The sequence below is a fragment of the Pseudomonas sp. QD4 genome (assembly GCF_049199125.1).
Lineage (GTDB): Bacteria > Pseudomonadota > Gammaproteobacteria > Pseudomonadales > Pseudomonadaceae > Aquipseudomonas.
The window spans coordinates 369,391-381,298 of the sequence record NZ_JBLZOM010000001.1; the positions used below are offsets into that span (position 1 = coordinate 369,391).

Sequence of the window (11,908 nt, forward strand, 5' to 3'; positions counted from 1 at the left end):
GGGGATCAATCCAGGTTGCGGTGATAAGACAGCGCTTCACTGTGACGGGCACTGGCGCGACCCACCGAGACGCCGCAGCCACGGATCACCGCGCCGGCAGTATCCAGCAGCGACATGCCGATCACGACGGCCATCGCCGCCAGGCGCCGTACGCCGTGCACGGGCGGCAGGTCCTGGTGATTCAGCGCTCGCAGGCTGTAGCCCAGGCGCCCGGCCATCACGCACAAGGGGCCGATCGGCCCGCTGCGTCCCAGCCATTGCAGCCAGCTCGGCATATAGGCGCGTACCAGGTAGGGGGTGAGGTCGACGCTGTCGCCGCCCCGTAGCCAGCGCAGCTTGATCACTTCGCCCTGGCTGTCGGGCAGGCGGTGTTCGGTGTGCGCCCGCGGCGCATAAGCCACCGCCACGCCTGCGGCCTGCATGCGCAAGCCCATGACCTGGCAGTGGGCGCGGTACACGCCATCGAGGGGCTCGTAGCGGTGCTGCTCGAAAGTGTCACAGCGAAAGGCCACGTTGTTGGCGTAGAAATTACGCGTGGCGCCGCTGCGCAGCGGGCTGGGGAAGTACATGAAGTCGATGGAGGTCAGTGCGCTGCCGGTGATGCTCGGCGCGTAACTGGTGCGCCCGGCCACCGCGACCGGTGCGTCAGGCTCGGTGAAGGGCAGAAGCAATTGTTGCAGCCAGTCGACGCAGGGCAGGCAATCGGCATCGGCGAACACCACGTACTGGCAGCGCGCCTGGTCGACACCGTCGAAGCCGACATTCTTCGCGTCGTAGTAGCCGGTGCGGGCATCGATCTCGACGAAGTCCAGGGGCCGTCCGGCCAGGACGCACAGCGCCTGGCGCGCCTGCGGGTCGAGGCCGTCGTGGGTGATGACCCACTGCGCCAGGGACAAGGGGGAGACACTCTGCTGGGCAAACCGGGCGATCAGGCGCTTGAGGCTGTTCAGGGCCTCCACGGCGTCTTTGCCACCGCGCAGGTTGTTGGTTTCCAGGACCAGGGCGGTCGTGGCGGCGATGTCGACCAGGCGTTGCTGCATGCCGTCGCCGTGGGGCGGCGTCGACATCCCGGCTGTCGTTTCTTGGCTATCCATTTCGGGCGTATCTCTGAAAAAAGCGGGGCTGCCGGCCGGCCTGATATGCAGTCGTTCCAGCAACTCGGGGTGTCGCGGGCGCAATCACAGCATTATCCTTGAAAATATTCAAACACTGACTGTGACCGGACATTGCCCATGCCCCCGCCGATCGACCTTCCCGAGACCCTTCGCCCCTTGTTCCTGGCCGCGGGCTGGCCGGCCACCCACACTGAACCGCTGCCGGATTTCGTTCCGTCCTGGCACCCGGCCACAGCCCTGCTCCAACAGCTCGCCGGCCTGCAGGTGGGCACCTGTGACACAGGCGAAGAGTGCGCCACCAGCGATGTCGTCTTTGGCACCTTCGAGCACCTGCATGGGGACGAAGACTTTCTGGCCTGGCAACAACGCCTGGGCAGCACCCTGGTCAGCATCGCCGAAGTCCATCACGGCCACGGCGCGCTGTTGATGGACGAACAGGGCCGCTGCTACGTCTTGAGCATCATTCATGACGGGTTCTGGCTACAGGGCCGGACCTTTGCCCAGGCCGTTGAAACCCTGGTGTTCGGGCGCAAGGCCGGTGCGCAGGTGGCGCTGGCCACGCCCGGCGCCGTGCCCGCTATTCCTTGAACCCCGAGCATTGAGAGGCGACGGCCCATGGCACGGTGCAGGCCGTGGCATGGGCGTGCCGTTCCTGATGGCCGAGTCGGAGATGTTCGCCAGCGTGCCCATGGCGGTCGGCCGGAGGGTTTATCACCACCCGGCTAACCGCTGGCTGGGGGCCTTCATCCGCTTGCCGGGGGATTTTGCGCCCCTGGAGTGAAGGCTGTATTCCGGTGGAACCCCGGTGCGCGCGGCGGGTTCTGACCTAGTACCTGCCAGAACAAAAGGGATGCACCTATGGGCCGCGCGATCAGTGCCAGTGACCTGGGTATCGACTTGCAGCCGGGGGCTGAACCGGCGTTGTTCTGCTGGTTGATCGCCAGCTTCCTGATGGGCAAGCGCATCCAGGCCGATATCGCAGCCCGGGCCTACCGGGTGATCGTGCAGCAGCATGGGCGCGATACCCCGCGCAAACTGGCCGCGTGCAGCCATCGCGAGCTGGTGCGGATGCTCGGCGAGGCGCATTACGTACGCTATGACGAAAGCACCGCGCAGCGCCTATCGAGTCTGTGTCAGGCGTTGCTCGATGAGTATGCGGGCCAGGTCGGCGAGATCCGGGCCGCCAGCCTCGACCGCAAGGCCTTCGAGCAGCGGCTGCTGGCGTTTGCCGGGGTCGGACCGAAGACCGTCGAGATCTTTATGCGCGATGCCGCTGCGGTGCTCTTTTGAACGCCCCGATCGCCAGGCCGGCGCTGGCAATCGGCTGCGCCGGGTGGAGCCTGCCCCGTGAGCATTGGCCGCGCTTTCCCACCCAGGGCAGTCAGTTGCAGCGCTATGCCACGCAGCTTTCGGCGGTGGAGATCAACAGCTCGTTCTACCGCCCCCATCGTCCGCAAACCTACCTGCGCTGGGGGCAGTCAGTGACGCCGGGGTTTGCCTTCTCGGTCAAGCTGGCGAAGCAGATAACCCATGTGCAGCGCTTGCAGGCCTGTGACGGGCTGCTCGACGAATTCCTCGGCCAGTGCCTGCAATTGGGGGCCGCCATGGGCTGCCTGCTGGTGCAATTGCCGCCATCCCTGAGTTACGACGAGGCCACGGCCCGAGGGTTTTTCGAGGCCTTGCGCCAGCGCTATGCCGGGCCGGTGGCGCTGGAGCCGCGCCATGCCAGCTGGCTTCACGCCCAGGCCTTGCTGGTTGAATTGCAGATCGCCCAGGTCGCGGCCGACCCGTCGCCGATTGCCGGCGGTGATCAGCCCCGGGGCTGGTCGGGCCTGCAGTATTGGCGCTGGCATGGCTCGCCGCGGATCTATCACAGTGCCTACTCCCACAGCCGCTTGCAGGCACTGGCGGATGAGGTGCGGCGCGCACGTGCGGCGCAGATCCCGACCTGGTGCATCTTCGACAACACGGCCAGCGGCCATGCCGTCGAGGATGCCTTGACCCTGCAACAGCTGGTGCAGGCCTAGGCAGTGAACAGCAACTCCTGCAGCAGGCTGAACACCGTGGTTTTGACTGCGCTGTCGAGGTCGACCCAGGCCAGGCCGGTGGTGGCGCGGTAGCTGCCCAGGTCCAGGGGTCTGGCAATGACATTGGCCGGCAGCGCACGCCCGGCGTTGGCTGGCAGCAGGCCGACCCCAAGCCCGGCCGACACCAGGGCCAGCATGGTGGTGAATTCGCCCAGCTCCGAGGCGATTTGCAACTGCGCGCCCTGGCGCTCCAGCGCCTGCAGCAGCCCATCGTAAAACCCTGGTGCGTAACGCCGGGCCAGGATCAGCAGCGGTAGCTGCACCAGGTCCGTGGGGTGCAGGCTGCTGCTGGAGGCAAGGGGATGGTCACCGGGCAGGGCGACGATAAAACTTTCCTGCAGCACCTCACGGGTCTGGATCCCGGGGATGATCGCTGGCAAGCGCATCAGGCCGAAATCCAGTTGGGCATTTTTCAGCGCCGTGGCCTGGTCCGGGCCGGGCATGTCCTTGAGCTCCAGTTCGATCCGCGGGAAGCGCTCATGCAGAGTCCGGATCAGGTCAGGCAGCAGTTGGGGCAGCACTGAGGAAATAAACCCCAGGCGCACCCGGCCGATTTCCCCCCGCCCGGAGGCCCGGGCCACGTCGGCGGCATGGGCGGCCTGGTGCAGGGTGGCGCGCGCCTCGGGCAGGAAGATCGTACCGACCTGAGTCAGCGCCACCGAGTGTCGGTTGCGCTCGAACAGACGCACCCCCAGCTCTTCTTCCAGCAGCTTGATCTGCATGCTCAGTGCCGGCTGCACGATGGACAGGCGCTGGGCCGCGCGACCGAAGTGCAGCTCCTGGGCCAGGGTCACGAAGGCGCGCAAATGTTTGATTTCCACGGGGTGGCTCCGGGGCTGGATAGGGTCTGGGGTGGTGATCATAAATTTTGATGACCAGATCAGCAATGACGATTGGACGTTGCCTGTGCCCTGGGGTGAACTGGCGCCCAAGGCCTGCAGCACAATAAACGGCCGCTTTACGGAGAACAGCATGTCATTCAGCACCAGCAGCTTCCTGCTTGAAGGCCGCACGGCCCTGATCACCGGTTCCGGCAAGGGCATCGGCCTGGAGCTGGCCCGGGGCCTGGGCGCCGCCGGCGCCAGGGTGGTTATCAACGATCGTAATAGAGACAAGGCTGAGTCTATTGCCAGTCTGTTGCGCGACGAAGGGCTTGAGGTCGAGATCGCGGTATTCGATGTCACCGACCGCGCGCAGTTGTTCGAGGCCATCGACGCTTTCGAGGCGCAGTACGGGGCCATCGATATCCTGGTCAACAACGCCGGGATCCAGCGCCGCGCGCCGCTGGAGGATTTCGCTGCCAATGACTGGCACGAGCTGATGCGGGTCAATCTCGACGGCGTGTTCCATGTCTCCCAGGCGGTGGCGCGGCATATGATCGGTCGCGGTCGCGGCAAGATCATCAATATCTGCTCCGTGCAAAGCGAACTGGCGCGCCCGACCATCGCCCCCTACGCCGCGTCCAAGGGCGCGGTGAAGATGCTGACCAAAGGCATGTGCGCCGAATGGGCACGCCACGGGATCCAGGCCAATGGCCTGGCACCGGGCTACTTCGCGACCCAGATGAACCAGGCGCTGGTGGACAACCAGGCGTTTTCCCAATGGCTGTGCCAACGCACGCCGGCCGGGCGCTGGGGGCGGGTCGAGGAGCTGTGCGGCACCGCGGTGTTCCTGGCCTCCGCGGCGTCGGACTTCATCAACGGACAAACCATCTTTGTCGACGGCGGCCTGACCAGCGTCGTGTGAAACCGTACTGCGTACCTGAAAAAAACAACAACAGGGGACACCCATGAGCACACTCAAATCCCGGTCACTGCCGCTGCCGGCCATTAGCAGCGAGACGTCCACGGCCTTCGCGCCGAAACGCTGGCTGTACCTGATTCCACTGATTTTCATCACCTACAGCCTGGCCTACCTGGATCGGGCCAACTACGGCTTCGCCAGCGCCGTGGGCATCGAGCAGGACCTGGGCATCAGCAAGAGCACGTCGTCGCTGATCGGCGCGCTGTTTTTCCTCGGCTACTTTTTCTTCCAGGTGCCGGGGGCCATCTACGCGCAGAAATACAGCGTACGCAAACTGGTGTTCTGCAGCCTGATCCTGTGGGGCGTCTGCGCCATGGCCACCGGGCTGGTGACCAATATCCCGATGCTGATGGTGATCCGCGTCTCCCTGGGTATCGTTGAAGCCGCGGTAATGCCGGCGATGCTGATCTTCATCAGCAACTGGTTCACCCGCAAGGAACGCTCCCGGGCCAATACCTTCCTGGTGCTGGGCAACCCGGTCACCGTGCTCTGGATGTCGGTGCTCTCGGGCTACCTGATCCAGGCCTGGGGCTGGCGTGAAATGTTCATCATCGAAGGCGCTCCGGCGGTGCTCTGGGCCTTTGTCTGGTGGCGCATGGCGCGGGACAAACCGGAACAGGTCGACTGGCTGAGCCGCGAGGAAAAGACCCAACTGGCCGCGACCCTGGCCAGTGAGCAGCAAGGCCTGAAGGCCGTGCGCAACTATCGCCAGGCCTTTACCAGCCCAGTAGTGATCCAGCTCTGCTGTGTGCATGCACTGTGGAGCATCGGGGTCTACGGCTTCATCATGTGGCTGCCGACCATCATCAAACAGGCGGCGGCCGCCGATATCGTCACCGTCGGCTGGCTGAGCGCGGTGCCCTATGTCGCGGCTGTGGCGGCGATGCTGGTGGTGTCCTGGGCCTCGGACAAATCCCAGCAACGCAAACATTTCATCTGGCCGCTGCTGGCGCTGGGGGCCTTGGCGTTTTTCTGCTCGTACCTGTTGGGCTCGACCCACTTCTGGCTATCGTTCGCCCTGCTGAGCATTGCCGGCGCGGCGCTGTACGCACCCTATGGGCCCTTTTTCGCGCTGATCCCGGAGATCATCCCGGCCAACGTGTTCGGCGGTGCCATTGGCCTGATCAATGCCTGCGGTGCCCTGGGGGCCTTTATCGGTTCGTGGATCGTCGGCCACCTGATCGGCCTCACCGGCAACCCGGGGGCGGCCTACATCTTCATGACTGTTGGCGTGCTGTCCTCGGCGCTGCTGATGGCCTGGGTCAAGGTCCGGCGCTGACCCCACCACCGGGATAACGGGCGCGCAGCCCGGTATCCCGGTCGGCTTACTCGGCGTTGCCCAGGTCCACCACATGCTCAAGGATCACCGGTTGCTGGCGAATGATCTGCTTGCGCCAGTACCAGTCGGCAATGTGCTGGATCTGCTCCACCTGTTGCGCACCCACTGCCAGCAAGGGCGAGGTGTTGGTCGCGCCCAGTTGCCGAGCGACCTCTTCACTCTGGTTGCCCATCTGCCTGGCCCAGATCCGACCCGCTTCCAGAGGGTGCTCGCGGGCCCAGCGGTTGCTGCGTTGCAGCACCTCCAGCACGGCTTTCACCACCTGGGGATGAGCCGCGAGGAAGTCCTGGCGGATAAAGTAGCCGGCGGCGTTCTCCGAACCCAGTTGCTGGCCGTTGATCAGCAGGCGCCCGCCGTAATTGTTTTGCGCCAGGGCCAGGTACGGGTCCCAGGTGGCCCAGGCGTCCACATGCCCGGAGGCAAACGCCGAGCTGCTGTCGGTGGGGCTCAGGTACTGCTTGTGCACGCTGCCTTCATCGATGCCGGCGGTTTCCAGGGCGCGGGACAACAGGTACTCGCCGGTGCCGCCCCGGTTGACCGCGACTGTTTTGCCCGGCAGGTCGGCCAGGCTGTGAATCGGTGCCTGGTCCTTGACCACAATCCCTTCACCATTGGCCGGCATCGGCTGGTAGCCGAACATGCTCATTGGCATGCCCCCGGCAATCGCCGTGACAAAGGCGGTGGAGCTGCCGCTGGTAAGGTCCAGGGAGCCGCCATTGAGGGCTTCATAGGCCGGCGCCGCCGCCGGGAACGGCCCCAGCCAGCGGACCTTGACCGCAAGCCCGGCCAACTCTTTTTCCAGCTCGCCGGTGTCGCGTACCAGGGACAGGTCCGAAGGGCCACGCAGGTAACCGATGCGCAGTTCCAGTGGCTCGGCCTGGGCGTTGGCGCACAGCAGCCAGGCGCTCAGGCCGAGGCTGGCGAACAGCGCGAAGGCGCTAGGGCTCGATGCTTTCATGACAGCTCCGTGGACAGTGACAGGTCGCGGCCGAGGCTCGGTGGCAGGGCATTGTTCAGCAGCCCGGCGCTGAACAGCAGGCGGGCCTGCTGGTCCTGCTCGTCAAGGATTGGCTGCCGGGCCGGCTCAATGCCCCAGGGGCGCTGACGCAGGCTGGCGGCCCAGGTGCTGGCGGCAACCTGTTGCGGGTGGCTGCCGGCCAGCAACTCGGCTGCCTGCTCGATATGCCCGGCGATCCAGCGGTCATTCTCGGCCAGGGCCTGGAACACCAACTGCGCCTGCTGCGGCTCGCGCTCGACCCAGGACCGGTTGGCCCAGAACAGCGAGCGATTGGGGATGAAGTCGCCGGCCTGGCCCAGGGCTCGCACCTGGCCGGTCTGCAACTGCTCGCTGAGCAGCGGGTCGAGGGCGGCCCAGGCCTGGACCCGGCCTGCCTGCAGCGCGTGCTGGCCTTCGCGCCCGGGCAGGTCCAGCACCTCCACGGCCTGGTAGTCCAGGTGGTGGCTGTGCAGGGCCTGGGCCAGGAAGTGATCGGTGTAGGAACCCACGGTGCTGGCGATGCGGCTGCCCCGCAGCTGGTCGATGCGCTGCAGCGGGCTGTCGGCCAGCACCAGCAAGGCGCTGCTGGTCTGGCGCGAGGCCGAGGCGCCGACGTAGACCAGGTCGACCCCGGCGGCCCGGCTATAGAGCGGCGGTGTCGAGCCGGTGCCGACCCAGTCGACCTGGTCTTGTTGCAGGAGCCTGCCGCTGTCACGGCCTTCGGCGTAATCCAGCCAGTGCACGGACCAGCCCCGGGCCTCGGCCAGTGCCTCCAGGTGCCGGCGCTGGCGCAGGATAAACAGCGACAGGTTCATCGGATGGCTGCCGATACGCAGGGTTTGGGCGCGGCTCATGAGGGTTGCTCCGCACTGGCGACCGGGCTGTCCCAGAGGTTGCCCCAGGTAAAGCGCTGCTCGGTATCGGCCTCGACTGCCTGGCTCGGCAGGCGCGTGACCGGGAGCCGTGGCAGCACCTGTTCGCCGAAGCGGTAGGCCTCTTCGAGCAGGGGGAAGCCGGAGAGGATAAACACCTCGATGCCGGCATCGGCGTATTCCTTCATGACCCGCTCTACGGTGTCCGGGCTGCCGACAATCGCGGTGCCCGGGCCGGGCCGCACCAGGCCGATGCCGGCCCACAGGTTGGGGTAGATCTCCAGGTCGCGGGCGTTCTGTGGCCGGCGTTCGCCGTGCAGCGCGGTCATGCGTGCCTGGCCCACCGAATCGGAATTCTTCGCCAGGGCCTGGCGGTTGGCGATGGCTTGATCGTCCATCCCGGCGTACAGCTCATCCACTGCGGCCCAGGCTTTTTCATCGGTGTCGCGCAGGATCACATACAGCCGGATACCAAAGCGCAGGGTGCGCCCATGGGCCGCCGCACGCTGGCGTACCTGGGCAATTTTCTCGGCGGCCTGGGGCGGGGTTTCGCCCCAGCTCAGGTAGGTGTCGACGTGTTTTGCGGCAATTTCCTGGGCCACCTCGGACGAGCCGCCAAACCACAGCGGCGGCGCATATTGCGGGCCGCCGGGCAGGGCCAGGCGCGCTTCGCGGATATCGAAATACTCGCCCTTGAAGTTCACCGTCTCACCGGCCAGCAGCGGCTTGAGCACGCTCAGGAACTCGTCGCCCAGGGCATAGCGGCCGTCGTGGCTCATGTTCAGGCCGTAGGCGCCCAGGGTGTTGGCGTCACCGCTGACCACATTGAGCAACAGCCGGCCCTTGGACAGGTGGCTGAAGGTCAGGGCCATCTTGGCCAGCAGGGTGGGCGAGATCAGCCCCGGCTGGATGGCGATCAGAAAGCGGAAATTTTCGGTAAAGGGAATCAGCGATGCCCCGAGAATCCAGGGGTCGTGGGCGCCCGTGGCCAGCAGGGCCCCGGTAAAGCCCAGGTGGTCGACGGCCCGCGCCACTTGTTGCAGGTAGGGGTAGGTCACCGCGCGCGAACCGCTGGCGGTCCAGGGCTGAGGGCCATCGGGGGCGGTCAGGTACCAATAGATTTCCATGTGTTGCTCCTCGATCAATGACGAATGAATTACCAGCGCGTGGTGACGGACAGCCCGAGGGTGCGTGGCTCGCCGTAGAAAATGGCGTTGCCGCCGTAGGAGACCGGCAACGAGTGATTGACGTATTTGCGGTCGGTGATGTTTTGCGAGTAGAGCGAGATGCGCAGTTTTTCGTCCTGGGACAGCCAGGCCAGGCTGGCATTGCCGAGGGCGAAGGCGTCTTCGCTCAGGGCCGGATCGGTCTGGTTGTTGGCGAAGTAGTACTGCTTGCTGCGGTAGCTCCAGTCGGTCTGCGGAATCAGGTAGCCGCCAATGCCCAGGGGGTAGCGATACTCCACGCCAAAGGTGGCCGAGACGCTGGGGGCGCGGACAAAGCGATTGCCGGAAAAATCATCGCTGCCGGACTGGTAGTCGGTGAACTCGCTGTGCAGCAAGCCGATCCCGGCCTGCAGGTGCAGGCCGTCCACCGGCAGGGCTTCAATTTCCAGCTCGGCGCCGCGCAACTTGCCGCGGGCACCGTTGGTCAGGGTCGACAGCGCCCCGGTGCTGGTGCCGACCACGGCATTGAGCTGGATGTCCTTGTAGTCGTAGTAGAAGACGCTGCCGTTGAGGTTCAGGCGGCCATCGAACCACTCGGACTTGAGCCCCAGTTCATAGGCCGAGAGGTACTCCGGGTCGACCGTGGCGACGCTGCCCTGGCTGGTGGCGCCGGTATTGAAGCCGCCGGAACGAAACCCCTTGGCGTAGCGCAGGTAGACCCGGGCGTGATCGTTGAGCTGGTACTCGGGGGTCACGTCCCAGGTGAAGTCGTTCCAGGTCCGGCTTTCATCCTGGACCGCCGTGACCTGCAACGGGTTGCTGACACTGCTGCGCGACCACCAGCGGCTGGGGTCACTGAATTGCGCGCTGCCGACCGCCGCCACGCGGTTGAGGTCGATGTCTTTCTGTTCGCTGGTCCAGCGCAGCCCGGTGGTGATGCGCAATGGCTCGGTCACCTGCCAGGTGGTGCTGCCGAATACGGCGTAACTGGTGTTGCCTTGCTCGGTCTGGGTGTTGTTGAAGTAGGGCGTGAGGAAGCTGCCGTCGACGGCGGCGCGGGCTTCGGTGTAGTCGAGCTTTTCATGGAAGTAGTGCACCCCGGCGACCCAACTCAGGGTCTGTTCCTTGGGCGAGGCCAGGCGCAGCTCCTGGGACCACTGGCGGCTGTGCAGGTCGCGATAACCACGGGCCAGGTCGGCCGGGGTGTAGTCGCTGTCGCCGCGAATGGTGCGGGTGACATCCTCGAAGGCGCTGATCGAGGTCAGGGTCAGGTCCCCCAGTTGCCAGTTGAGGGTGGCCGAGCCGCCCTTGTGCTCCAGGTCATCCTTGCCGGGGAGGGTGTAGTCGACGTTGGTCCGCGACAGCCTGGGGCTATAGCCGAAGGCATTGGTGCCGTTCGCACCCCGGGCGAGGATCCCGGCGGTGCTGCCGTCGAGGCCATTGCCACGGCTCTTGAAGGTGCGGTAATGCAGGTTGAACACGCCGTCCAGGCTGTCGTTGAAGTTCACCGCCAGTTGCAGGCGCAGGGCGTCGTCCTGGGTATCGCCGCTGCGTCCGCCGCTGCTGTTGTCTTCCGCCAGGCCGTCGCGCTGGTTATGGCGGAACGACACCCGGCCGGCGATCTTGTCATCCACCAGCACGGTCCCGGCGGCGCCTTCCACCGTGCGGCTGGCATGGCTGCCGGCGTCGAGCTTGAGGTAGCCGGGGTTGTCCTTGAAGTCGGGTTTGCGCGACACGAAATTGATCGCGCCAGCGGTGGTGTTCTTGCCCCACAAGGTGCCCTGGGGGCCCTTGAGCACTTCCACCCGGTCCAGGTCGAACAGCGGAAAACTGGTGGCGTCGACGTTGTTCAGGTACACGTCGTCGAGGTAGATGCCCACCGGACTGACGGTATTGGCGCGCTGGTCACCGGTGCCGATCCCGCGGATCCACCAGCGCGGTCGCTGGTTGTCGATGGTGGCGGATGAAGTGTTGGGGATGAAGCGGGTGATCTGGGTGGCACTGGCGCCGGCATTGGTGTCTTCGATCTTGCGCCCGCTGACCACGCTCATCGGCACCGGCACCCGTTGCAGGGCTTCCTCGCGTTTCTGCGCGGTCACCAGCACGCTTTCCAGGCGTGGGGTGCTGGCTTCGCTGCGGGGCGCAGGGCTGACGGTCGCGTCCGCCGCCGCAGTCGGCTGGCCCTGGATGCTCAGGGCGCCCGAGGCCTCACGCTGCACGTGCAGGCCGGAACCCTTGAGGGCCCGTGAGAGTGCCTGTTGCAGGTCCAGGTCGCCGGTGATCGCCGGGCTGCTCAGGCCTTCCATCAGGTGCTGATCAAAGGCGATCAGTTGCCCGCTTTGCCGGGAGATCGCCAGCAGCACGCTGTTCAGCGGACCCGCCGCAATGGCGTAGTGCTGACGTTGCTCGGCGGCTTGCAGCGGCGCGGCCAGCATTGGCAGCAGCGGCGCTCCGGCCAGGGCAATGGCCAGGGTCAAGCGGTTCAGGGGGATGCGCACGCACGCGACATGGGGCATTTTTTTATCGATC

General features: G+C 65.7%; 12 protein-coding genes. 6 read left to right on the forward strand and 6 right to left on the reverse strand.

The annotated features are described in order from the left end of the window. Positions 1-5: 5 nt before the first annotated feature. Positions 6-1,067 (reverse strand): glycosyltransferase, encoded by a 1,062-nt coding sequence (locus tag ACOZJV_RS01525; RefSeq protein ID WP_421547566.1) that lies wholly within the window; start codon positions 1,065-1,067, stop codon positions 6-8. A 165-nt stretch (positions 1,068-1,232) separates the two neighbouring features. Here ACOZJV_RS01525 and ACOZJV_RS01530 point away from each other — a divergent pair, with 165 nt between their 5' ends. The 4 genes from ACOZJV_RS01530 (at position 1,233) to ACOZJV_RS01545 (ending at position 3,142) form a co-directional block, all read left to right on the forward strand. Next, on the forward strand, positions 1,233-1,703 hold the full coding sequence (locus tag ACOZJV_RS01530; RefSeq protein WP_421546616.1) for an SUKH-3 domain-containing protein: 471 nt from the start codon (positions 1,233-1,235) through the stop codon (positions 1,701-1,703). A gap of 49 nt (positions 1,704-1,752) precedes the next feature. Next, positions 1,753-1,896 carry a hypothetical protein gene (locus ACOZJV_RS01535; protein ID WP_421546617.1) on the forward strand — a complete coding sequence of 48 codons (144 nt, stop codon included), beginning with the start codon at positions 1,753-1,755 and terminating at the stop codon, positions 1,894-1,896. Between the two features lie 77 nt (positions 1,897-1,973). Continuing rightward, positions 1,974-2,405 (forward strand): DNA methylase, encoded by a 432-nt coding sequence (locus ACOZJV_RS01540; protein WP_421546618.1) that lies wholly within the window; start codon positions 1,974-1,976, stop codon positions 2,403-2,405. Continuing rightward, positions 2,402-3,142, forward strand: a complete 741-nt coding sequence (locus ACOZJV_RS01545; protein WP_421546619.1) for a DUF72 domain-containing protein — start codon at positions 2,402-2,404, stop codon at positions 3,140-3,142. The genes ACOZJV_RS01540 and ACOZJV_RS01545 overlap by 4 nt, the downstream gene beginning before the upstream one ends. On the opposite strand, the gene ACOZJV_RS01550 is transcribed toward ACOZJV_RS01545, so the two are convergent. Continuing rightward, the gene (locus tag ACOZJV_RS01550) at positions 3,139-4,023 is read right to left on the reverse strand and encodes a LysR family transcriptional regulator (protein WP_078469151.1); all 885 of its coding nucleotides are present in this window, start codon (positions 4,021-4,023) and stop codon (positions 3,139-3,141) included. The genes ACOZJV_RS01545 and ACOZJV_RS01550 overlap by 4 nt on opposite strands. 151 nt (positions 4,024-4,174) lie before the next feature. Here ACOZJV_RS01550 and ACOZJV_RS01555 point away from each other — a divergent pair, with 151 nt between their 5' ends. Together ACOZJV_RS01555 and ACOZJV_RS01560 are read left to right on the forward strand one after the other, a co-directional pair. Next, positions 4,175-4,948: an SDR family NAD(P)-dependent oxidoreductase gene (locus tag ACOZJV_RS01555; RefSeq protein ID WP_201131205.1), complete on the forward strand. Its 774-nt coding sequence runs from the start codon at positions 4,175-4,177 to the stop codon at positions 4,946-4,948. A gap of 43 nt (positions 4,949-4,991) precedes the next feature. Beyond that, a complete protein-coding gene (locus ACOZJV_RS01560) occupies positions 4,992-6,284 on the forward strand; it encodes an MFS transporter (RefSeq protein ID WP_421546620.1) in 1,293 nt (430 codons plus the stop codon). Between the two features lie 46 nt (positions 6,285-6,330). Here ACOZJV_RS01560 and ACOZJV_RS01565 read toward each other — a convergent pair whose 3' ends face one another. The 4 genes from ACOZJV_RS01565 to ACOZJV_RS01580 are packed head-to-tail and all read right to left on the reverse strand — an operon-like array spanning position 6,331 to position 11,895. Beyond that, on the reverse strand, positions 6,331-7,302 hold the full coding sequence (locus tag ACOZJV_RS01565; protein WP_421546621.1) for an aliphatic sulfonate ABC transporter substrate-binding protein: 972 nt from the start codon (positions 7,300-7,302) through the stop codon (positions 6,331-6,333). Further along, positions 7,299-8,195, reverse strand: a complete 897-nt coding sequence (locus ACOZJV_RS01570; protein WP_421546622.1) for an ABC transporter substrate-binding protein — start codon at positions 8,193-8,195, stop codon at positions 7,299-7,301. The genes ACOZJV_RS01565 and ACOZJV_RS01570 overlap by 4 nt, the downstream gene beginning before the upstream one ends. Continuing rightward, positions 8,192-9,340, reverse strand: a complete 1,149-nt coding sequence (locus ACOZJV_RS01575; RefSeq protein WP_020298901.1) for an LLM class flavin-dependent oxidoreductase — start codon at positions 9,338-9,340, stop codon at positions 8,192-8,194. Before ACOZJV_RS01575 ends, ACOZJV_RS01570 begins: the two co-directional genes overlap by 4 nt. A gap of 29 nt (positions 9,341-9,369) precedes the next feature. Then, complete coding sequence (locus tag ACOZJV_RS01580; RefSeq protein WP_421546623.1) at positions 9,370-11,895, reverse strand: TonB-dependent receptor domain-containing protein; 2,526 nt, start codon at positions 11,893-11,895, stop codon at positions 9,370-9,372. Positions 11,896-11,908: the final 13 nt, after the last annotated feature.